This is a genomic window from Streptomyces sp. NPDC006544 (assembly GCF_040611715.1).
GTDB lineage: Bacteria > Actinomycetota > Actinomycetes > Streptomycetales > Streptomycetaceae > Streptomyces.
Genome location: NZ_JBEXOV010000018.1, coordinates 16,261 through 36,172, shown reverse-complemented (window position 1 = coordinate 36,172; position 19,912 = coordinate 16,261). Strand labels below are relative to the sequence as shown.

Sequence of the window (19,912 nt, the reverse complement as noted above, 5' to 3'; positions counted from 1 at the left end):
GTCGACAGGGACGGCTCGCTCGAGTGAGGGCTCGCCTCCTGGGGGGCGGGTACACGCGGCCAGCTCCGCCGTAAGGCTCGGAGGGCTGTCCGACCTCCGGATGATCGAATCGGGAGCAAAGTATGACATTGCGAGCGTTCGGGGGCGGGCAGACTGGCTTCAGTGGAGGTGCCCGCCGGGCGAACTCCGAAGATCCCCACCACGAGGAAATGCGATGAACCCGCAGCTTGCACACGAGATGACACTTGCCGCTACGAGCGAGAGGGCGATCAGCGTGGCAGCCGTGGGTGTGCTTGCGGTCGTTGCCATCGCCTACGTGGCGTTCTTCGTAGCGGCTGTGGTCAGCATCGCCAGGTCCGGCCTCGCTGGAGGGCTGAAGCTGGGCTGGGTCGTTTTCGCTGTCGTGGCCCCCTTCCTCGGAAGCCTGCTCTGGTTCCTCGTCGGCCGCCGCGACGCCCAGCGTCAGCATCAGTCGGGCGTCGCCTGATCCCGAGGGCGCCCACGCGGCGCACGGGCCCTTCATTGCAGCGAATGACGCCTCAGGGGGAGCCGGCAGTCGCCCCGTGGCGGAAAGCACATCTGCGGCGAGTTTCAACGGCCCGATCTGATGCTCAACCCGGTTCCCGTACGGGCCGGCAGGGCGGTGAACGCGGAGATCTCGTTGGTTTTGTCCGGCACTCGTAGTTGGCTGACGACACGGCCGGCGGCCGTGACGGCGGACAGCAGGTGGGCGGCGGGCGTGGCATCGGTGCGCGAGCCGCGCGCGCTCTTGCCGTCCATCGCGACCGTCTGCGTGCCGGCCGGGTCGCAGACGAGAAGGTCGGCGAGCCCGCCGGGGCACATCAGGACCAGCACCTTACGCAGGGTGGGGGGCGAGGCCGACCGGCGCACACGCCGAGCGGCCCCCGCGCATGAAACCCCAGGCGGCCGAGGGTGTCTTGGGGTGCGTGGCGGGCCCACTGCCCGATGGCCAGTTGGGAGCGGGCGCCGGCCAGGACCGCGCAGGCAGCGGTCAGCAGCACCGAGGCAAGAGTATGCCGCCCACCGCGCCGGTGACGCGGATCGGGCAGAGCACTCAACCGGGCAGCACTGTCCGAAGCCTCACGCTGCTGACGCGAGGGCGGCTTGATCAGGCAGGCGATGGCAGACTGGCGGCACATCGAAGCTCCGGTGGTCGGGCGACTTGGTAGGTCCCCTTGATCACCGGAGCTTCGTTGCGTGAGGGGGCAGGGCGGAGCTGCCATGGTGAAGGGTCGTCACATCACCCTGACTGGGCAGTCCTTGGGCCGCCAGGACCATGAATCAGCCCTGCCCCTTCGGGTAATCCCACGCCCGGCCCCCAAGTCGAATAAGTCGGAAGCCCGTCCGTAGGGGGACTTTCGTCCCTTGCTGCCTTACGCCCCGTCAGTAACGTTTGATTCGAGAGATCATTAATGCTGTGAACAGGTCCTGCGGGTGCATCTCAGCGCCTGCTGCCGGCCCTGGGGAGTGATAGGTAGGAGTGGCAATTTTGCCCAGTCCGAGGGGATGGGGCGGTAAAGCCGCGATCGAGGACCAGGTGATCCCGGCGCAACCGCCTCCGGGCGCTGCCCGATAAGGCCCAATAGGCTGACGGGGATTGCGACATGGTGCAGCACCCTTTTCCCCTTGTGCGAATCGCCCTGGGCCGAGCGCGCACCGGGCGAGGACTGCCGAGAGTCGGGTCCGTGACCCTGCACCTGTTCCGGGACATGGAGTCGTCAATGCGCGGCTGTGACCTCCGCCATTCGAAATCACTCTTGTAAACGACAGGAGAAGTTATATGCGTACTATTCCCCGTGCTAGCGGGACGGCCGACCGTAAGAGCACCAGGCTCCACCACGGAACGGGTGTTGCGAAGTGACGTCCTCCGCACCCGTTTTCGACGAGATCCACGCCCCCGCAGAGTGTCATTGCGCGGGGTGCGTACATGAGGCCCGCGCCGCCCGCCGGTCAGGTCTTCATGGCCTCAACGCCGCCAAATCTGCCGTCGTGGTCACTCTGGTGGGCGGCGCCACACTCGTGAGTGGGGCCGGCACATCGTTCGCGGCACAGTCAGCACAGTCGGCACCGGGCAACGCCGCACCACAGCGGTCTGCCCCCTCCTCCACGGCCGACACCGTTGCGGCAACGGGAAGCGGGCAGGGCGCGCCGGGGCCGCTATTCGGAGCGCCGTCCCGTCGGGCCTCGCAGGACATGCGGCTGTCCCGGGAACAGATCATCGCCCGGGCCCAGGCCTGGGTGAACGCCAAGGTGCCGTACGACATGAACCGCTATTGGTCAGACGGTTACCGCATGGACTGTTCAGGGTTCGTTTCCAGTGCGTGGGGCCTGCGTGACAATCAATGGACCGGCAGTCTGGCCTCATACGGCACGCGCATATCCAAGGGGGAACTCCGGCCCGGTGACATGCTGCTGTTCCACAACTCAGCCAATCCGGTGGCGGGTTCGCACGTGGTCATCTTCGGTGGCTGGGCCAACTCGGCGAAGACCCAGTACATCGCCTACGACCAGACCCGACCGCACACCCTCAAGCGTACGACGCCTTACGCCTACTGGAACAACTCCTCGCGCTACGTGGCGTACCGGTACAAGAACCTGAGCTCACAGGGAGGCGAGAGCGGCGCCGTCTTCCCCGGCGCCGGCTATTTCGGTCCGGGAGCGAACAACAAGCATGTAGCGGAACTGGGCCGGATGCTGGTCAAGCGTGGCGGCGGCTCGTTCTACACCTCTGGTCCCGGTCCTCGCTGGTCGGAAGCGGACCGCAAAGCCACCCAGGCGTTCCAACGGGCTCAGGGCTGGACCGGCAGTGACGCGGACGGCATCCCCGGCAAGGCGACCTGGGACTATCTCGTCAACGGCAAGGGCAAGAACATCGGCACTGGTGGCGGCGAGAGCGGCGCCGTCTTCCCCGGCGCGGGCCATTTCCGTCCTGGCGCCGTCAACGCCCACGTCAAGACACTGGGCGTGCAGTTGGTGAAGAAGGGCTTCGGAAAGCACTACACCCAGGGTCCCGGGGAACGGTGGACCGAGAGCGACCGGCGCAACGTCGAAGCATTCCAACGCGCCCAAGGCTGGACAGGATCCTCAGCGGACGGCTACCCGGGGCCGGAGACCTGGCGCCGACTCTTCGCATAGACCCCGTCTTCGGCAGGCAGAGGAGGAGATGGGCGAGAGCCGGGACCCCGCACCGGGGCCCGGCTCTCGCCCATCTCATCCGACGGTCGCGTCAGCAGAATCCGCCTCGGCCCTGTCCCGGCGCACCGAGGGGGCGGAGCAAGGAGGAGATCGCGCAGGGTACGACTCAGCTTGATGCGCCGTCGCCCCGTGGCACCACAGCTACAGGACAACCGGCTTTCATGACGACCGCCTTGGCGACCGAGTTCGATGGCCAGGCGGCGGTGCGAAACCATCGCCGAGGCCGCCCGACCACGACCAGGCCCGCGGCGTTCGACCCCGTAGCCAGCCGGGTACCCGCGGCGCCCGCGACCACTACCGGTTCAACGTCCACATCCCGGTAGTCATTGCGGCTGAAGGCGTCGAGTCGATGGCCTTGGGCCTCCTCGGCAGCAGCGGCCCTCCGTGACGTGGACACCGAAACCACCTCCAGCGCCGTGCCGCGTCCGCGCGCCTCCAGGAAAGCGAATTCGATCGCCGCGTGGGGGGTGAGCGCGGGGTGGAGTCCCAGGACCACCCGTTCCTGACCATTGCGGTCCGGGCGCCGAGCGGTGCGCGGGCCAGGAGGCACCACGACCACCGGGCAGGCCGCCTCCGCCACACACGCGAGGCTGGTCGAGCCGAGCAGGAGGCTCGCGAGTCCTCCACGCCGACGCGAGCCGAGCACCAATACCTGGGCGTGCTCCCCGAGCGCTACCAGCGTGCGCGCCACAGCGCCGGCCGGGGACGCGTACCGCACGTGGGGCAGTCCCTCACGCTCCCTGAGAATGTCCTGCACCTCGGCCAGGACGGTGTCCTGGTGGCCCGGGGCACCAACGGGAAGCGGGCGCAGGGTATTGAGGGGCGCGTAATCGGGCCGGACATGGACCACGAGCAGGTCGGTGCCCCGTCGCTGGGCTGTCGCCGCCGCCCAATCCAACGCGGGGATGCTGTGTGGGGCGCTGTCCACGGCGACGACGACGGGCCGCGGCGGCGCGGGCTTCGCGTGGTCCACGGACTTCACGGCCGCGACGGGTTCGTGCGCTGTATCAACGTCATGCTCTTCATCCTGAGCGATCCCCGAACGGTGCGGGCAGGGACGAAAGCCCCGGGCTCCCAGGAGGAAGGACTCTTTCCTGGGCTGTCACGCCGATGGACGTCCGTCCGCGTCCCGGCCGCCGAGTACGGCGTCACCCGCCACGCCCCATGCCGCCGGCCGCCGCAGCCCATGCGAACACCCGGTACGAGCACGACGCCCTGGTGGCGGCCATCCGGGAGCCTCATACCGACCCACGGGTGCGCTCCCGCGCCCGGGCGATGAGTCACATCAGCAACTGCTACTACGCCTGGACCCTCACCTGTCCGCGTGACAGCGTCCTCAACGGCAGCACCGAACGCTGCCCGGGTCACCTCTGTCCTGCGCTCGATCTCGATCCCACCGGGGCATGTGTCCGCGGGGGCCACCCTCCCATCGCGCCGCGCTGGGCACGGCCGCTCGACTCATCGGATCGGTCGGCAAGATCGTCAACAGCATCCAGCGTCGGGCCGGCCAGGTCGAGTCTGCCGTGGACCAGCACGCCTGGGATGCCGGCCAGGCGGTGAGCATCGCGCAGGAGGAACCTGAAACCACGTCAACCTATTTTGACCAGCTAGTCAGTACCTCCCGCACAGCGGGGGAATTTCACACTGCGCTCACTCGCCTGCTCAGTTGTCGGTGACGTAGCGCCGCCACTGCCCCAGTGCCGCATCCCAGTAGATCGTCGCTGTCGCCCCGCGTTCGACGGGGGTGGCGAGAGATTCGAGGTCGGTGGAAGCAAGAGCGGCCAACGCCGCGTCTGGAAGGTTCCGGGGGCACGATGAAGCGCAGACCAGCAGCCGTCTCTTCGACCACAACCTGCTGTCGCCCCCCGGTGGATGGCCGGGGCGTCTGCTCCATTCCGGCGGATCAGACGACGGGTCGTCGCTCGTGCTGCTTCGAACGCCTGCTGCCCGGCCTGCGTGGCAAGCGATTGCAGGAACGGCAGGACCGCGCTGGTTACTGTCATCCCTGCAACGGCCGCGGCCGCGGTCATGAACTCCAGGTTTCCGTACGTCGTGTAAATCCGGATCTGGAACCGCGGGCGCCGGCGGCGCAGGCTGTTCGCGTAGGCCTGCCCGAACTTCCCGCACCAACGGCGGATGCTCTCGTAGGAGACGATCACGCTGCGCTGGAGCAGGAGCTCCTCGACTTCGCGGAAGCTGAGGGGGAAGCGGAAGTACAGCCACACGCAGTGCGAGATGACCACGAAGGGGTATCGGTGGTTTTTGTACGACGGCGCTTGAGACGACGACACGAGCGATCCCCTCCGGCACGGCCAACCCGAAGATCCTCCCAGCCAGGCCGACAACGTGACAGCACCAGTCATATCTCAGACTCCCCCCAACACCCCTCTACCGAGCTCTTATTGAAATACGGGCTCTGACAGCCTGCACGGACTGCCGAGTCTGCTATGCCAACAAATCGCCCACGGAGGCCGGCACGTCTCCAAGGGCCAGCTTCGCCCGGCACGAGACCACCGCATCTCTCGCCCACGCGCGCACGGCAGCAGCATCCTCAGCCGCATCGATCAGATACTGCGCAGTCTGCTGACTCTCCTGGATCCAGTCAGTGAAAGGGTCGTGGGCCAGAACCGCAGAGAATCGCTCGCGGGCCTCGCTCGCATTGCCGACGAGCGCGGCGGCCACCCCGGCATTGAAGTTGCCCCAGAGATCATCTCGTCGGACCGGCTGGCTCAGCAAGGCGCGAGCCACAGCATTGAGATCGGCGAAGCGGTCCCTGAACTCGCCCACACACTTCTCAGCGTCATGGGCGAGTTTCTCCATGACGGCAGCGAACTGCTGCTCGTGGCGAAACTCCTGCGAGCCTTCGACCCTCTCATGGACATTGAACGTCAGATGGCCGACGTCCTGCCACAGCCACATCACGCCGACGGTCAGACCGCTGCCCTGACTCCACTGCGGCGAGCAGAAATCGACTACACCGAGCCACCACCCGTGATCGTCGAGCCAGAGCCGAGACCGGCCTCGCTGCCGCAGCCCGAGCGGACGAAGATGTTGCCGAGCCGCTGCGGTGACCAAGCGGGATGCGGGGGAGGTAGCTGCCATGGCGAGGATTCTCGCCCACCCGTGAATGAGCTCGTCGAGCTGGCCCGGCACACCTTCAGCCCTCGCTGTCATGGACGGCTCACAAGCATGCACTCTCCGAGACGCGGCCCTCCAGCTCATCCAGATGTCCGACGGACTCCCGCGCCCCGGCGCGGCCCGCTACCTCGGCCTCAGCCCCGCCCTCCTGCAGCACACCACCAGCGTCATGAACCGCTCGCTGCACCAAGGCCACAAGAACCACGAATATGGGCAGCAGCTCCTCCGCCTGGCCGACCTCGTAAGCAGGCTCGATGCCCCCATCGACTTCCACCGGCGGCGCCAGGACCCCCCCGCGCGGCCGGTGTGCCCGCCTCCGACTGGGCAGAGCTCGCCGATGCCGTCCGTACCCACACTTCCACCCCGTTTCCCGGGCCCGCGTGGTGGAGCCCGATCCGGCACCTGGCGGCTTCCGTCGTCCTGTGGACCCATCTCACCCACGGCGACCTCGAACTGGCGCCCGCCCTGCAGACATGCGGCGGGCGGGAAGAACCTGGGCGACTCCTCCGTGAGGCCCGCTGGATCCAGATCCCGGCCCCCGGGACCGTGTACGCCAACACCTGCGCGACCGGCTCCTCGACAATGAGGTCCTGGTTTTCCGTACACCGCTGGGGCCCCTGGCCGAGGGCCCCTGGCCGTGCGGGGAAGCGAACCTCCAGGGCAATCCTCTGCTGAGCTGAAACGGTGACGTTGCGCCCGCCGGAGTCTGAGGCCGAGCGCGTAGTTGCGCTGGGCGCTGTCGCCGGCGGCCGGAACCGCACAGGAAGCGTCCCTATGAGGTCTGCGGACCGGCTAAGCCGGGATCTCGACCGGTCCGCGTACGCACGCGCGCGAAAAAGAGATGCTGGCTCCTGGCCTGCGCAGGCAGGATCTCTCCATGTCGACCGACGTCAGCGGAATGATCGAATGCAGGCCGGGGGCCCGCCTATGGGGACCCGACGACGAGGACTCCGTGTGGGAGGTCGGCATCGATCTCTTCCTCCTCAACAGGAGCAACGCCTACGACGGCCTGGCCTGCCTCTTCGGAATCCGAAACTCCTACGGCTTCCGGCCCCTGGCAGAAGATCGCGGCTTCCCGGACGACGCCTCGGATGGGCTGCGCAGTGTGTTCGCCGGCTACGGCGGCCCCCACGATGTGCACGGGACCACCTGGCTGACGTGGGCCGAGCTCGAAACCACGGACTGGCAGGAAACCAACGCCTCAGGCACACGAACCCGCGCCTCAGCCGCAGGGATCGACACCGACTGGGGCCGGGTCTGGAACGTCATGAGCATCCTCAGCGAAGTCCACGGAGCGGAGAACGTACGCCTCGTCGTCTGGTTCCACTGATCCATGGCTGAGCGCTGTACTTGGCCCTTGAGCCCGGTACTTGGCCCTTGCGCGCGATAGATGGCCCAAGCGATAAACGCAGGCAGATGTTGATCTGGGGGTTTTGGGGTTCACGACGGTCTGCGGGGTGCTGCACCCTGACCGCCCAGGTGGCTTCGAGTCGTACGGATCGCGCATGATCGAATCTCTGTGTACTCGGCGGTGGGGTGTGGGGGATTGGCGGACTGATCCGGCGTTCGCGATGTGCCGGGCTCTGGTGGACGGGGCCGATCCGGCCTCGTACGCGGGAGGGCCGTTTGACGGCCGGGCTGTGGTGGCGGCCATCCGGCCCGAGACCATCGACGGAGCCGTCCTCGACGACCTTCCGTGGGGGAATTTCCCTCACGGGGAGGAGGCCCGGGATGCTGTTCAGCGACTGCGCGCCGGCGACGGGACCGCGCGCAACGCGATGGGTGTGCTGATCGGCATGTGCGCCAACGACAGCCGGACCGCCGCCGCTCTCGCTGTGCCGTTCCTGATCCGCATCGCGACCGACCCCCACCATCCGCACCGCGCCGCCGCGCTCGGAGGTCTCGCCGCCCCGGCCCGCGCCCTTCACTTCGGCATCGCCTCACGCGACGAACTCCTCCTCCACCGCTCCGGCCCCCTGCACGCCATCCTCAACGGCTACGACGACTACGGCGTCGAGGTGACCGGCTACCCAGCGGGCTGGTCGGTGGCCGCCGCTCGAGCTGCGATCACCACAGGAACCCCCGTGCTTCTGCCTCTCCTCAACGACTCCGACCCCGCCATGCGTATCGGCGCCTCCTATGCTCTCGACACCGCGGCCGACCCTGCCGTACGGTCCTAAGCGCCTTCGCCACCGGTTCGCCAAGGAGCAGGACCCTTGGCCCTCGCAGCCTTGGTTCTCGCCACCACTGAGACCACACGGGCCCATCTATACCGGCGGACAGCGCGCGGATCGGCGAGCTGTGGCCGGACCGGACACAGCCCCCGTCGGCAGCGGTGTGGCACGAGCCCGTGGGCCTCGCCGAGGTCGTGGCTCGCCCCGGCCGCTCACGCCTGGCCACCCAGGCCGTCCGCCTCCGCGACGGGCTCCGGCGCAATGCGCAAGGACCGGCTGTGGGGGGCGGCCAGTAGCGGGCGCCCGCGCCGTGGGCGAGCGCGGTGGCGGTGCCGCCTGCGGTCTACTCGTTCGCGCACGGTTTCCCGGCGATTCGGTCGCCGTCCGTGACAGCGACCACCAGGTGTTTTGCTCCCCGGCTGGAGGTCCTGCGTCGCTCCTTCCCGCGTCAGGTAGAGGCGTTGAGGATGTGGCGAATGATGGCCGCGGCTTCGTTCGGGTGGTGGTCAAGCCAGTCGGTGAGGTGCTCGCGGACGACCTCTTGGACGTAGGCGTCCGCTTCGGGATTGCCGAGCCTGGTTCTGGTGGAGCCTTCGAAGATGGGATGGGTGAGTTTTACGGAGATGACCGCGGTCAGGCCCTCGTGGATGGCTTCGGCCGCGATGTCCTTGTCGTGTGTGGACAGATGCCGTTGTCGGCGCGCGTAGTCGTTGACGATGTCCGTGAGTGCGGTACGGAAGCCCTGTTCGTGGGCACCGCCCTCAGGGGTGCGGGCGCTGTTCGCGAAGGAGCGGAACTCTCCCGCGGGCCAGGTGTTCCACTGCATGGCGACCTGCACGAAGATCGTCTTGTCCTGGTTCTCCGACTCGAAGGCGATGGCGGGGGAGTGGACGAGGCTTGGGGGGTAGGGGTTGAGGTGGGCGACGTAGGCCCGAAGGCCGTCTGAGTGGTGGTAGCGGACCGGCCGCTCCGGACGCTCGTCGGTGAGTGAGATGGCCAGGCCCCCGTTGAGGAAGGCCAGTTCCTGGAGGCGCTCCGCCAGCGTGGCGAACGAGTAGCGGGTGGTCTCGAAGACGTCGGCGTCGGGCAGGAACGCAATCGTGGTTCCGTGTTCGCCCGTCTCCTCGTTCCTCGTCAAGGCAGTGACAGCGGTGCCCTTCTCGTACTCCTGGGTCCAACGGTGGCCGCCTCGGTGGACCTCGACCGTGAGACGGCTGGACAGCGCGTTGACCACGCACAGGCCCAGGCCGCTGAGGCCGCCGGAGACCCCGTAGCCGGTGTGGGGCTTGGAGCCGAAGGACAGCTCCGTCAGTTCGCGTTCGATGGCCGGCTTGTCGGTGGGCTTCTCCACCTCGACGGGCAGGCCCCGCCCGTTGTCCGCGACGCGGACGCCGCCGTCCGCGGTGATCGTGACATCGATGGTGTCGGCGTGGCCGGCAAGGTGCTCGTCGACGGCGTACGAGACGACCTCATACACCAGTTGATGCAGGCCGCGCTCGCCGATGGAGCCGATGTACATGCCGGGGCGCCTGCGTATCGCCTCGCGGGCCTCGAGCACCTGGATGTGACTCCTGGTGTACTCGTGCACGTTCGCGGGCTGACTGGGGTTGCCGGACTCCGTCATGAAGCACCCTCCTGGGCTGTCCTGAGCATGTTTGTGGGCGGATGTCGCCGAAGCAGCCGAAGCTGCTTCCACGCCGTCTCCGGTACATGCCCATCCTAGGCACCTGAGGGTAAATACGCAGGTCAGGCCCCATGTGATGAGGTCCCAGGTGGTCGTGTCCACGGCTTTGCCGAAGCCGTCGTCCTGGGCGGTAGGCGCTGGGAGCGGAGCAGCCCGAAGGTCCGGTCGAAGGCGTGCGAGAGGCGGTTTCAGCTGGGCCTGAGGTGCCTTTCCCACGTACTTTCCGGCAGGGTGTGACTCCCTGCTGCGGCCAGTGGATACGGGGCTCTACGAGGGCGGTGAGCTGGTCCGCGATGAGCTTGTTCCGGCGGGCCTGTTTCGGTGCTCTGCGGCATGGTGTCCGCCGCGAACACCGATCACGCCTATGCCGTCGCGTTCACCCTTGCGGGCCCGGCAGTGGGTGCAACTACGGTTTCCACTGGGTCGATGCGGTGGATTGACGGACTCTGATTTGCAAGCGATAGTTGCGCGGCCGGGAGGGAGTCCGGCCGCACAATCAGGGGTGGGGCGCAATAGCCATGCACGGTACGAATGAAAACAACCAGGCCAATGAGGGCAATGACGGCGCAAGTCCGGCCGGTGACGCGGCGTCGGACGCTCCCGCGATAGCCGGCGGCGCCGAGGAGGAAGTCGCAGACGCGAACACATCTGCGTCCGGCGGCGCCGCGCAGGACGTGGCGACGGGTGAAGGCGTCGACAGCGCCCGTGCCGCGACCCGGGCGCTGTTCGCCGCGCGGCGGTGGAACGAGACCCGGCAGACAGCCCGTACGGGACTGGAGGCATACGGGCCGGACGCCGAGCTGTCGCTGTTCCTCGCGCTCGCGCACGTGGCCGAGGACGACGACGAGGAGGACGACCGCGCCGAACAGGTCTACCGGGACGCCCTCGAGGTGTTCCCCGACCACCTGGGGCTGCTCGCCGGGTACGCGGAGCTCTGCCTGCGCAGCGACTTCCAGGACCGCCCGGCCCGCAACACCCGGGGCCCCGTCCTCGCTGCGCGGGTGGCCGAGCTGGCCCCCGACTCCCCCGAAGCCCGGCGCGTGGCCCAGGCGCAGAACGCGCCGTGGCTGAGGGCTGCCGGCGACAGGGGGGGCGCGGCCGCCGCGCATCGCCCGTACGCAGCAGTACGACCTGCGGCAGGCACTGGTGGCCGGCCGCAGCGTGCGCGCCGCGGCCGAACAGGCGCGGGCCGATGCTGGGCAGCGGCCGGACGACGCGCGCCGCGCGATGCTCGCCGAGGCCCTCGAGGCACTGGACAGGCCCGGTCGGGTGCTCCTGCTGCCGCTCGTCCGCGGGCCGTTCGAGTCGGGACTCGTGCGCGCCGTCCTGCTCGGCGCGGCCCTCGTCGCCGTGGTCTGCCTGGCGCTTCCGCAATGGCTGTGGTGGGCCGGGCTCGTGGCCTACGGAGCGCTGCCCTTCTGGCTGGGCAGGGTACTGCGCCGCGCCCGGAACCGGGGCGAGCATTCCGCCGCCGCGCATCCGGTCCCGCGGGATTCACCGCTGCCCGAGCTGCCGCCCGTACCGCCGTACTCGCGCCGCGAGCTGGGACTCGCCCTGGCGGGAACGGCGGTGGTGCTGAGCAGCCTGGTGGGGGCCGGGGCGTGGTCATACGAGCTGCGCACCGAGTATCCGCGGTACGATGTCGCCGCCCCGGCCACCTTCCAGGGCATGAGGCTCCTGTGGAACTCCCCGCTCAACGAGCAGATGGAGAAGGTCGCCGCCACCGACCCAGTGGAGTACGAGTCCTTCACCCACGTCTACGGCGACCTCAAGAACAACGACGGGCGCATCGGCGTCCACGTACTGACGGGCGACTTGCACGACATGTCGGCGGACGTTCTGAGCTCCGGCGCGGACGCCGTACGCGCCGGGGCCGACCACGCCGACGTCACGGTGCACCGGTCCTGGAAACCGGCGGCCGGACCGGCCGGGGGCTGGCTGGAGTGCGTGGACCTCACCGCCCCCGACGGTGCTCGGCGCGCCGTGTGCCTGTGGGGTGACAAGGGCAGCTACGGCATGGTGATGGTCGCCGACCAGAAGCTGGTCGCCCGGGCCGACTCCCTGACGCGCGAGCTGCGCGCGGCACTGGTCCACCCGGCGGACGACGAGGAACGACAGCGGGGCTGAGCGCAACGGCTTTGCGCCTCCGAGGCTGCTACATCGCGCGTGGTTGTCCATCCGGCTGCACGGGTTGTCCTGTCCGACCAGGCCGTCCAGCAGATGGCCGGCTGAGGTTCCCCCGAGATGCGGGGTGTCGTGACAGAGGGTCAGATGGGACTCGTGAGAGGACCAGTGAAGCCGGCTCACGAGCCGGACGCTGGACCGTCCGCTCCGTACTGGAGGCCGTCGAGGAGCAGACCGAGGAGGCGGCCGGCGTCCAGGATCAGCCCTTTGGCGAGTTCGAGCAGGGCGTTGCGAGACGCGTGCGCCCCCGCCGGACTGAGGTCGCTCAGGGTCCGCTGCACCATGCTCGTGTGTGCCATGAGGATCCGCGCCGCCGGTGAAGTGGCTCGGCCGGTGCGCGGTTTCCCGGCGACAGGGGAGCGCAGGGCGTCGCTGGGATAGGTGAAGATGCGGGTGCCGATCACGGGCGTGGTGTGGAAGCGTCGGTCAGCGTCGCGCACCGGGCCGCCGGGGTCGCGTCGGAGGCTTCGACCGCGGCCCGCCCGGCCGCCAGATCAGGTTGTGGTCCCGCGGCGCAAACAGCTCCCCCGCGGGACCACCAGGCGCGGCCAGGAGCGATCCCTCGACCGGGCACGGTTCGGCCGGCCGGGAAGGGCCCGAGGCTGCTCGAAGGGCCACCCCGGGAACGGCGCGTGCGGACGCTACCGTCCGGTGTAGGTGAACTCGTCGGCCGGGGTGGTGGGAGAGGTGGCGTTGCCGACCGTCACGGTGAGGTTCACCGTCTGGCGGTCGTCGAGCTGACCGGGCGCGGTTGCGGTGATCTGTCCGGGAGAGTCGAACGTGACCGAATCGGATGCCTTGTCCTTGAAGTGCACGGTGGCGCCATCGGCGAAGCCCGATCCGCTGATGGTGACCAGGGTGCCGACGTTTCCGCTGGTCGGGCTGACGGCACTGACCACCACAGGTGCGGGACCGCCATAGGCGAACTGCGTCATCGCGACGGCCGGGGAGGTGCCGAGGGTGTTGGTGACGCGGACGTGGACGACGCCGGTTCCGTCGGGGACCTTAGCGGTGATCCTGCTGTCGGAGTCGATGTTGCGCGTGGGGCAGGCGAAGTGGCCGAAGTCGACCATGCTGTCCTCACTGAAACCGGTGCCGTTGATGGTCACCGTGGCGCCTGGTTCGCCGAAGGTGGGGGTCACGTCGGTCACCACCGGTGCGGAAGGGACGGCAGGCGCTCCCACCAGGTCCAGGTAGGTGGAATTGGCGTGCTGGAAGGCGACCTGGCCGAGGAAGTCCTGGGTGGTCTTGTTGACCAGGTTCTTGGCAAGGCTCGTGTAGCTGGTGTTCATCGGGCAGAGCGTGCCGGGCTGGACGTAGACGTTGCCTTTGGTGCGCTTGGAGATCGCCCCGATGACCAGCTTCACTTCCTCGGTTGCCTGCGGTCCCGGGCTGGGGTACCAGCCGGCGGTGGTGTCGAGATCGGCCCACGCGTGCGGTACCAGGTCGTAGGCGTTGTTGTGGCGCTCGTCGATGACCCACGGCACGGAATCGAAGTAGTCGACGAAGCTCTGTACGCCGGCGGTGGGAGCGGCATAGGTGATCACCGCGAACTTCGGCTGTTTCGGCCAAGTCTGTGCCTGCAGGTATGGCGCGAGCATGGTGGCGATGCAACCGCCCAAGCTGTGACCGGTCAGATAGACGGTCGGCTGCGGCGAGGCGGGCGCCGAGTTGAGTGCGGCGGTGAGCGCCTGAGCGAGCGTGACGTTCGGGGAGGGTGAGGCGATCGAGCGGGCGTTGACAACCCGTTTGAACGCATCCATGGCCCCCTTGGAAACGGCGACGGGCTTGGGTGATCCGCTCTCGGGGAACGGGACGAGTGTGCCGACGTCGAGGTCCTCGAGGATGTCGGTCAGATCGGCGTCTGTTCCGCGAGTGACCACGGCGAACTCGTTCGAGCCGTTGGTGCTCCGTGCGATGTAGGCCATATTCGCGTTGGCCTCGCTCAGGGCGAGCCACACCAGCCTCCACGCGCCTTGCGTTGCAAGGCTGGGATCGCTCAGTTGGGCGTTGATGCCGGTGATGATTCGGTCGGTCTGTTGTTGCGGGGTTTCCCCGGACGGACGCGGGGTGGCCCCGGTGGCTGCAAGGGCAGCCAGGGTCATGGTCACCTGGGCGGTTGTCGGATCGGGTGCCATCGTCGTTCCTGCTCCTCGGATGTTTTGCCGGTGCGGAGGCGGGGTGGGCTTTCGGCAGCATCAGGGAAGATCTGTGCCGAACCGGCGGCAGAGTGGATCGCACACAATCAGACCTCCCCTCTGCGTTGTCCGGTGCTTCTCCTGCCTGCAGGTTGGCCATGTTCACCTTGTTGGCCGTTCGGCGTACGTGTGTGCGGTTCGCCGAGCCAGGGGCGCAGTGCGGTCGCCAGAGCTGCGGTGTCTGGGGACAGGCCCGGGGCGGCGGCCCAGGCGGCAATGCCGTCGGGGCGGATGAGCGCGGCCGAGAGACGCCGCGGTCGGCAGGGGCTCCCGCCATCCGGCCGCATCCTCGAAACGCGGCACTGTCTCCCCAGTGATCTCGGAACGTCGCAACTGCATGTCACCGAGACCTGTGCCCGTACCGTTGCCGAAGATCGCCCAGGGCAAGCACCACACCCGGGCCCTGCTCTGCCTCGCCAGACGACGGGCAGACGTCCTCTTCGCGATGCTCCGCGAAGGAACCTTCTACGAATCTCAGCCCGCCAGGTCAGGCTGAATCGCCCGGAGCCCGCCGCGCTTCAGTCCACAGCCGCTCGAACTCCTCCGCGGGGATATTGGCCGCCTGCGGCTGATCCTGCCACCCGTTCATGGGACCTTCGGCGAGGACGCCTTACTGCCGTTCATAGCGGAACACGCCGCGAGATCGGCATGATCAGGCAAGTGCAGCACCTCTTCCAAGGAGGCCGCCGTCACCGGACGGACGAGAGTCCTGCGCCTGGACCTCAACCCGTCGCGCTGCCCAGCCTTCGTCATCGGCGTCGAAATACAGCCACAGATCTTCGTCCTCGTAGTAGGTGCGGAACCAGATCGTTATTCCGCAATCCTGACCCACGACCTTGACCAAGGCTATGGAGGCACCCTCCACCGCTGCGGCCCCCGGCAGCCGGTCCCGGCCGAAGCCGCTGTCCCCGCACACCGGCAACAGGCCACGTCGAACCGTCCCACACAGCAGAAGTTCCACTGCGTCTCATGCGGCCACACCGCGCACGCAGACACCGTGGGCGCGATCAACGTCTTGAACCGGGCCGGGCTGGTCCGCTGCAACGCCAACACGGCGTAACAGGAAGCCCCGTCCTTTACGGCGGGGAGGAGTCACCTCATCGGTACCGCGACGGGCTGGGCCGGCCTCCCCGAGGACGAGGCGCTCTACCTGATCGTCGAGCCCCCGGCCTGCGCGTCGGGAAGTACCGCATCGTGGTCGGTGACGTGCCCGTCGACGGGTTCTGGTCGATCTCCCTCTACATCGCCGACGGCTACTTCGAGGACAGCAGCGAGGACGGCTGCGTCCTCAACCAGTTCAACACCCAGACGGACCCGGACGGCTCGGTGATCACCAATCGGGGAGGGTGCGCCGACGGGCGGCCCAACTGACTGCCACCGATGGACGGCTGGAACCACACCGTCCGGCTCTACCGGCCACACCCCGAGATCCCCGACGGCACCTGGACCTTCCCGACCGTGGAACCCGTCGACTGAGAACCTCCCGCAGCCGCCGCCCGGACCTGCCGCCCCGCGCCCGGGAACCGGCGTCCCTCGTCCCCTTCGATGCGCCCGCGTTGGGCCGACCGGGCCGAGCCGGGCGCGTGCGGAGCACGGTTCCCGCAGGTCTGACCGGCGCCGCCATAGGGTCAGACTCGCCTGTCTGCGTGAGGCGGGGGGTGAGGAGTGAGGATGAACGGCTGGGCCGTCGTGGTCGCCGGGGCTGTGGTCGTCGGATACGGGGCGCTCTCACGCCGTTTGTCGACCACGGTGCTCTCGGGACCGATGGTGTTCATGCTCGTCGGGGTGGCGATCGGCCCGCTGGGACTGGACCTGCTGGACCGGGCGAAGGATCCCGAGGTCACGCGGACGCTCCTGGAAGGCGCACTGGTGCTCCTGCTGTTCGCGGACGCGGCCGGGATCAAGGCCAGGGACCTGCGCCGGGAGGAGTTCTTGCCGCTGCGGCTGCTCGCGGTCGGCCTGCCGGCCACGATGGCTCTGGGCTGGCTGGCGGCCTGGCCGCTGCTGCCCGGCCTGGGCGTGTGGGAGCTGGCATTGGTCGCCGTCATCCTGGCGCCGACGGACGCCGCGCTCGGACAGCAGGCCTTCTCCAACCAGCGGGTGCCCCCGCTCATCCGGGGCGGCCTGACCGTCGAATCCGGTCTGAACGACGGCCTGGCCCTCCCCTTCTTCGTGCTGGCGCTGGCGGCGGCGGGTGAGGGCCATGGCCATCCGGGCGTGGCCGAGACGTTCCTGCGCGCCCTGCTGCTCAGCGGCGCGATCGGGATCGCGGCCGGCTGGGCCGGGGCGAGCCTGTTGCGCTGGTCGCTCGCCCGCGGGTGGAGCAGCTCCGACTGGCGGCAGTTCCTGGTACTCGCCGTCCCGTTCATCGCGTACGTCCTGTGCGCCGTGGTGGAGGGCAGCGGCTTCATCGGCGCCTGGGTCGCCGGCCTGGCCTTCGGCATCCACCTGCGGCGCACCCCCGCCGGCCTCGGCATCTCCGGCCAGGACTCTGACCCCGCGCAGAACACCAGGTTCACCGAACGACTCGGCCTCCTCCTCGCCTCGCTCAGCTTCCTCGTCTTCGGCGCCGTCATCCTGGGACCCACACTCGGGCACCTGAGCTGGCGCATGGTCCTCTACGCGCTGCTCAGCCTGACCGTCATCCGGATGCTGCCCGTCGCACTGGCACTGGCCGGCACCGGCCTACGCCCCGCCTCCCTCGCCTACGTCGGCTGGTTCGGCCCGCGCGGGCTCGCATCCCTGGTCTTCGGCCTGCTCGCCCTGGAAGAACACCTGCCCGGGGGAACCCTGCTGAGCGAGGTCATCGCGGTGACCGTCGGCCTGAGCATCATCCTCCACGGCGCCTCGGCGCCCTTCCTGGGCGACCGCTACGGCACATGGTTCGCCAGGACCCTGCGCGTCACACCGGACCTGAGGGAGAACGCACTCGCGCAGCACGAAGGCCCACGCTGATGGCGTCCGCGGCCTTCCGGGGACAGGAACGCCGGCCGGCTGCGAGGCCACACCGCCGCCGGGCCCCCCGCCACCGGGCCGGAACGCCCCGTCCTGCCCGTGGCAATGAGGAGTGCAAGATCGAAGAGGTCTCCCGCCGGGTAGGTGAAAAGTGAGCAGCATCGACTTCGAGGCGGTCTTCCACGCCCTGCCGGGCGCCGTCGCCCTGATGACGCCGGACCTGGTGTTCGCCGAAGCCAACGAGGCATACCTGTCGCTGTCGGGCCGCACGCGCGAGCAGGTGATGGGCCGCTACCTGTTCGACGTCTTCCCCGACAACCCCGACGACCCGACCGCGAGCGGGATGAGCAACCTGCACGCGTCCCTGCGCAGAGTCGCCTCCACCGGGGAGAGCGACACCATGGCACTGCAGCGCTACGACGTGGAGGACCCCGAGCGGCCGGGGGTGTGGGAGGAGCGGTACTGGAGCCCGGTCAACGTTCCGGTGGCCGGTCCGGACGGCGCCGTGGCGTTGGTGCTGCACCGGGTGGAGGAGGTCACCGAGCTCATCCGCGCCCGCGGCAGCCGCAGCGGGGGTGACGGAGCCCGGGTCTTGGAAGCAGAGCTCTACACCCGCGCCCGCGAACTCCAGGACCTCAACCAGCGCCTGCGCGACGCCCACGCCCGCGAACGCGAGATCGCACTCCACCTCCAGCAGGCGATGCTGCCCGCCCCAGGCCCGCTCAGCCACCGCGCAGCGGTGCGCTACCGGCCCGCCACCGGCTCCCTCAACGTCTGCGGCGACTGGTACGACCTGATCGACCTGACCGACCTGCCCCACCGCGACCACACCGCCGTCGCCGTCGGTGACGTGGTCGGCCACGGCCTGCACGCCGCCGGCGTCATGGGCCAGCTCCGCAGCGCCCTGTCCGCCGCCTCCCGGGTGGCAGCCGGGCCCGCCCAGGCCCTCGAAGTGCTCGGCCTGTACGCCCGCCACGTCGACGGCGCGGAGTCCGCCACCGCCGTCTCGGTCTTCGTCGACTGGGCCGGCCACATCCTCACCTACAGCAGCGCCGGCCACCCACCGCCTCTGCTCTGCCACCCGGACGGCACCGTGACGTTTCTCGACCAGGCGACCGACCCCCCGCTCGGGGCCCGCCCCGAGCACGTACCCCGCCCCCAGAGCCAGGCTCCCTTCACCGACGGCTCCACCCTCGTCCTCTACACCGACGGACTCATCGAGCGCCGCCACGAAGACATCGACACCGGCCTCCAACGCCTCGCCGACTCCCTCACCCGCCACCGCACCGTCGACCCCGACCAGCTCGCCGACGCCCTCCTGACGGACCTGATCCCGCCCGCCGGCATCACCGACGACACCGCCCTGGTCGTCCTCCGCCTCTGACCACACAGGCGGCCGACAAGGTCGGCGCTCGACCGGTCCTGCTCAAGGGGACGCAACCGCACTCGCTTCGGGAGGAACCCAGGGTGACGTTGCAACCGCCGGTGGGCCCGGTGCCCGGCGACTCTTTGTGTGAGCAGGTAGGCCCGCGACGCCTATCCGGGAGCGGCGGGGCGCGTGACAGCGGTGGGCGGGTGATGGCGGGTCGGTGGGTGGCCGGGTCTGCGGGGGGCCGGTGTGCCGGCCCCCGACGATGGGCGGCGTATCCATCCGTTACCCCCGCCAGGAGTCTGCCTCATGCTGGAGCGCACACTGAAGAAGGACCGCACCGAGGTCACCTTCGTCCTCTCCGCGGACATCCCGCCGGGTCCGGTCAGCGTGGTGGGTGACTTCAACGACTGGCAGCCCGGCGTCCACACCCTCAAGGCCCGCAAGGACGGCAAGCGCGCCGTAACGGTCGCGCTGTCTATGAAGAGCGTCCACTCGTTCCGTTATCTGGCCGCGGGGGATTACTGGTTCAACGACGAAACGACCGAGGACCAGGACGGCCCCAACAGCCGCCTGCACACCTGACCCTCGGCGATCAGGACCAGGACCAGGACCAGGACCAGGACCAGGACCCGGCGGTGGTTGCCGGTTCCGGCGGAGCCCTGCCGCTACGCGTCGGCTCCGTTCCCGGGCGGGGGAGGGCTTGCGGAGGGCAGTGGGGCAGCGGGCAGCTGCCGGGGGTGAGGATCTCTTCGTTCACCACCAGGCCATTGAGAGCAACAACGGCCCCGGCAGCCTGAAGGAAGGCCAAAGGGTCTCCTTCGTGACCGAGAAAGGCGCAAAGGGCCTGCAAGCCACGCAAGTCCGCCCCCTGTAGTCCGCGGACACGGAGCCGGACGCTACGCCTGGGAGTGACCGCTCGCCCCCAGTTCAGCGGCCCCGACGGAGCGGCACAGCTCGGCCATGTCCCCGGCCCGGGCTGCTGCCGTCGTGC

19 protein-coding genes and 4 pseudogenes are annotated in these 19,912 nt (G+C 69.0%); 12 read left to right on the top strand and 11 right to left on the bottom strand.

Features of this window, described 5'->3' with window-relative positions:
* Nucleotides 1-214: 214 nt before the first annotated feature.
* Nucleotides 215-487: a PLD nuclease N-terminal domain-containing protein gene (locus tag ABZY44_RS11640; RefSeq protein ID WP_356652446.1), complete on the top strand. Its 273-nt coding sequence runs from the start codon at nucleotides 215-217 to the stop codon at nucleotides 485-487.
* 104 nt (nucleotides 488-591) lie between these two features.
* Here the strand turns inward: ABZY44_RS11640 and ABZY44_RS11635 are convergent, their stop codons facing one another.
* Entirely contained in the window at nucleotides 592-855 is a 264-nt protein-coding gene (locus ABZY44_RS11635; RefSeq protein WP_356652444.1) for a hypothetical protein, read from the bottom strand.
* Nucleotides 843-1,160, bottom strand: a complete 318-nt coding sequence (locus ABZY44_RS11630) for a transposase family protein (RefSeq protein WP_356652442.1) — start codon at nucleotides 1,158-1,160, stop codon at nucleotides 843-845. The genes ABZY44_RS11635 and ABZY44_RS11630 overlap by 13 nt, the downstream gene beginning before the upstream one ends.
* Before the next feature lie 718 nt (nucleotides 1,161-1,878).
* Between ABZY44_RS11630 and ABZY44_RS11625 the strand changes: the two genes are divergently transcribed.
* Nucleotides 1,879-3,156, top strand: coding sequence for a peptidoglycan-binding protein (locus tag ABZY44_RS11625; RefSeq protein WP_356652440.1), 1,278 nt, complete (start codon nucleotides 1,879-1,881; stop codon nucleotides 3,154-3,156).
* Nucleotides 3,157-3,322: 166 nt separating this feature from the next.
* On the opposite strand, the gene ABZY44_RS11620 is transcribed toward ABZY44_RS11625, so the two are convergent.
* The 4 genes and pseudogenes from ABZY44_RS11620 to ABZY44_RS11605 form a co-directional block, all read right to left on the bottom strand.
* Complete coding sequence (locus ABZY44_RS11620) at nucleotides 3,323-4,189, bottom strand: universal stress protein (protein ID WP_356652438.1); 867 nt, start codon at nucleotides 4,187-4,189, stop codon at nucleotides 3,323-3,325.
* 689 nt (nucleotides 4,190-4,878) lie between these two features.
* Nucleotides 4,879-5,001 carry a hypothetical protein gene (locus ABZY44_RS11615; RefSeq protein WP_356652554.1) on the bottom strand — a complete coding sequence of 41 codons (123 nt, stop codon included), beginning with the start codon at nucleotides 4,999-5,001 and terminating at the stop codon, nucleotides 4,879-4,881.
* Nucleotides 5,002-5,327: 326 nt separating this feature from the next.
* A pseudogene (locus tag ABZY44_RS11610) lies at nucleotides 5,328-5,507 on the bottom strand (IS6 family transposase); the annotation flags it as partial.
* Between the two features lie 154 nt (nucleotides 5,508-5,661).
* Nucleotides 5,662-6,318 carry a hypothetical protein gene (locus ABZY44_RS11605; RefSeq protein ID WP_356652436.1) on the bottom strand — a complete coding sequence of 219 codons (657 nt, stop codon included), beginning with the start codon at nucleotides 6,316-6,318 and terminating at the stop codon, nucleotides 5,662-5,664.
* A gap of 913 nt (nucleotides 6,319-7,231) precedes the next feature.
* Here ABZY44_RS11605 and ABZY44_RS11600 point away from each other — a divergent pair.
* Complete coding sequence (locus tag ABZY44_RS11600; protein ID WP_356652434.1) at nucleotides 7,232-7,684, top strand: hypothetical protein; 453 nt, start codon at nucleotides 7,232-7,234, stop codon at nucleotides 7,682-7,684.
* 310 nt (nucleotides 7,685-7,994) lie between these two features.
* Nucleotides 7,995-8,534 (top strand): hypothetical protein, encoded by a 540-nt coding sequence (locus ABZY44_RS11595; protein WP_356652432.1) that lies wholly within the window; start codon nucleotides 7,995-7,997, stop codon nucleotides 8,532-8,534.
* 442 nt (nucleotides 8,535-8,976) lie between these two features.
* On the opposite strand, the gene ABZY44_RS11590 is transcribed toward ABZY44_RS11595, so the two are convergent.
* The gene (locus ABZY44_RS11590) at nucleotides 8,977-10,152 is read right to left on the bottom strand and encodes an ATP-binding protein (RefSeq protein WP_356652430.1); all 1,176 of its coding nucleotides are present in this window, start codon (nucleotides 10,150-10,152) and stop codon (nucleotides 8,977-8,979) included.
* A 1,206-nt stretch (nucleotides 10,153-11,358) separates the two neighbouring features.
* On the opposite strand from ABZY44_RS11590, the gene ABZY44_RS11585 reads away from it, so the two are divergent.
* Entirely contained in the window at nucleotides 11,359-12,339 is a 981-nt protein-coding gene (locus tag ABZY44_RS11585; protein ID WP_356652428.1) for a hypothetical protein, read from the top strand.
* Between the two features lie 176 nt (nucleotides 12,340-12,515).
* Here ABZY44_RS11585 and ABZY44_RS11580 read toward each other — a convergent pair whose 3' ends face one another.
* From ABZY44_RS11580 to ABZY44_RS11570, 3 genes are all read right to left on the bottom strand, one after another.
* Entirely contained in the window at nucleotides 12,516-12,800 is a 285-nt protein-coding gene (locus tag ABZY44_RS11580) for a hypothetical protein (protein WP_356652426.1), read from the bottom strand.
* A gap of 237 nt (nucleotides 12,801-13,037) precedes the next feature.
* Complete coding sequence (locus ABZY44_RS11575; RefSeq protein WP_356652424.1) at nucleotides 13,038-14,534, bottom strand: IPT/TIG domain-containing protein; 1,497 nt, start codon at nucleotides 14,532-14,534, stop codon at nucleotides 13,038-13,040.
* A gap of 107 nt (nucleotides 14,535-14,641) precedes the next feature.
* Entirely contained in the window at nucleotides 14,642-14,881 is a 240-nt protein-coding gene (locus tag ABZY44_RS11570; protein ID WP_356652422.1) for a hypothetical protein, read from the bottom strand.
* Nucleotides 14,882-14,964: 83 nt separating this feature from the next.
* Between ABZY44_RS11570 and ABZY44_RS11565 the strand changes: the two are divergent.
* Nucleotides 14,965-15,090, top strand: a pseudogene (locus ABZY44_RS11565) (IS110 family transposase); the annotation flags it as partial.
* 156 nt (nucleotides 15,091-15,246) lie between these two features.
* Here the strand turns inward: ABZY44_RS11565 and ABZY44_RS11560 are convergent.
* Nucleotides 15,247-15,555 (bottom strand): hypothetical protein, encoded by a 309-nt coding sequence (locus ABZY44_RS11560; RefSeq protein WP_356652420.1) that lies wholly within the window; start codon nucleotides 15,553-15,555, stop codon nucleotides 15,247-15,249.
* Here ABZY44_RS11560 and ABZY44_RS11555 point away from each other — a divergent pair.
* The 6 genes and pseudogenes from ABZY44_RS11555 to ABZY44_RS11530 form a co-directional block, all read left to right on the top strand.
* A pseudogene (locus tag ABZY44_RS11555) lies at nucleotides 15,529-15,654 on the top strand (zinc ribbon domain-containing protein); the annotation flags it as partial. The gene ABZY44_RS11560 and the pseudogene ABZY44_RS11555 overlap by 27 nt on opposite strands.
* A 134-nt stretch (nucleotides 15,655-15,788) precedes the next feature.
* The gene (locus ABZY44_RS11550; protein ID WP_356652418.1) at nucleotides 15,789-15,965 is read left to right on the top strand and encodes a hypothetical protein; all 177 of its coding nucleotides are present in this window, start codon (nucleotides 15,789-15,791) and stop codon (nucleotides 15,963-15,965) included.
* Between the two features lie 300 nt (nucleotides 15,966-16,265).
* Nucleotides 16,266-17,549: a cation:proton antiporter gene (locus ABZY44_RS11545; RefSeq protein WP_356652417.1), complete on the top strand. Its 1,284-nt coding sequence runs from the start codon at nucleotides 16,266-16,268 to the stop codon at nucleotides 17,547-17,549.
* Between the two features lie 151 nt (nucleotides 17,550-17,700).
* The gene (locus ABZY44_RS11540; RefSeq protein WP_356652415.1) at nucleotides 17,701-18,933 is read left to right on the top strand and encodes a SpoIIE family protein phosphatase; all 1,233 of its coding nucleotides are present in this window, start codon (nucleotides 17,701-17,703) and stop codon (nucleotides 18,931-18,933) included.
* A 294-nt stretch (nucleotides 18,934-19,227) separates the two neighbouring features.
* Entirely contained in the window at nucleotides 19,228-19,503 is a 276-nt protein-coding gene (locus tag ABZY44_RS11535) for a hypothetical protein (protein WP_356652413.1), read from the top strand.
* A 151-nt stretch (nucleotides 19,504-19,654) separates the two neighbouring features.
* Nucleotides 19,655-19,795: pseudogene (locus ABZY44_RS11530) on the top strand (cold shock domain-containing protein); the annotation flags it as partial.
* Nucleotides 19,796-19,912: the final 117 nt, after the last annotated feature.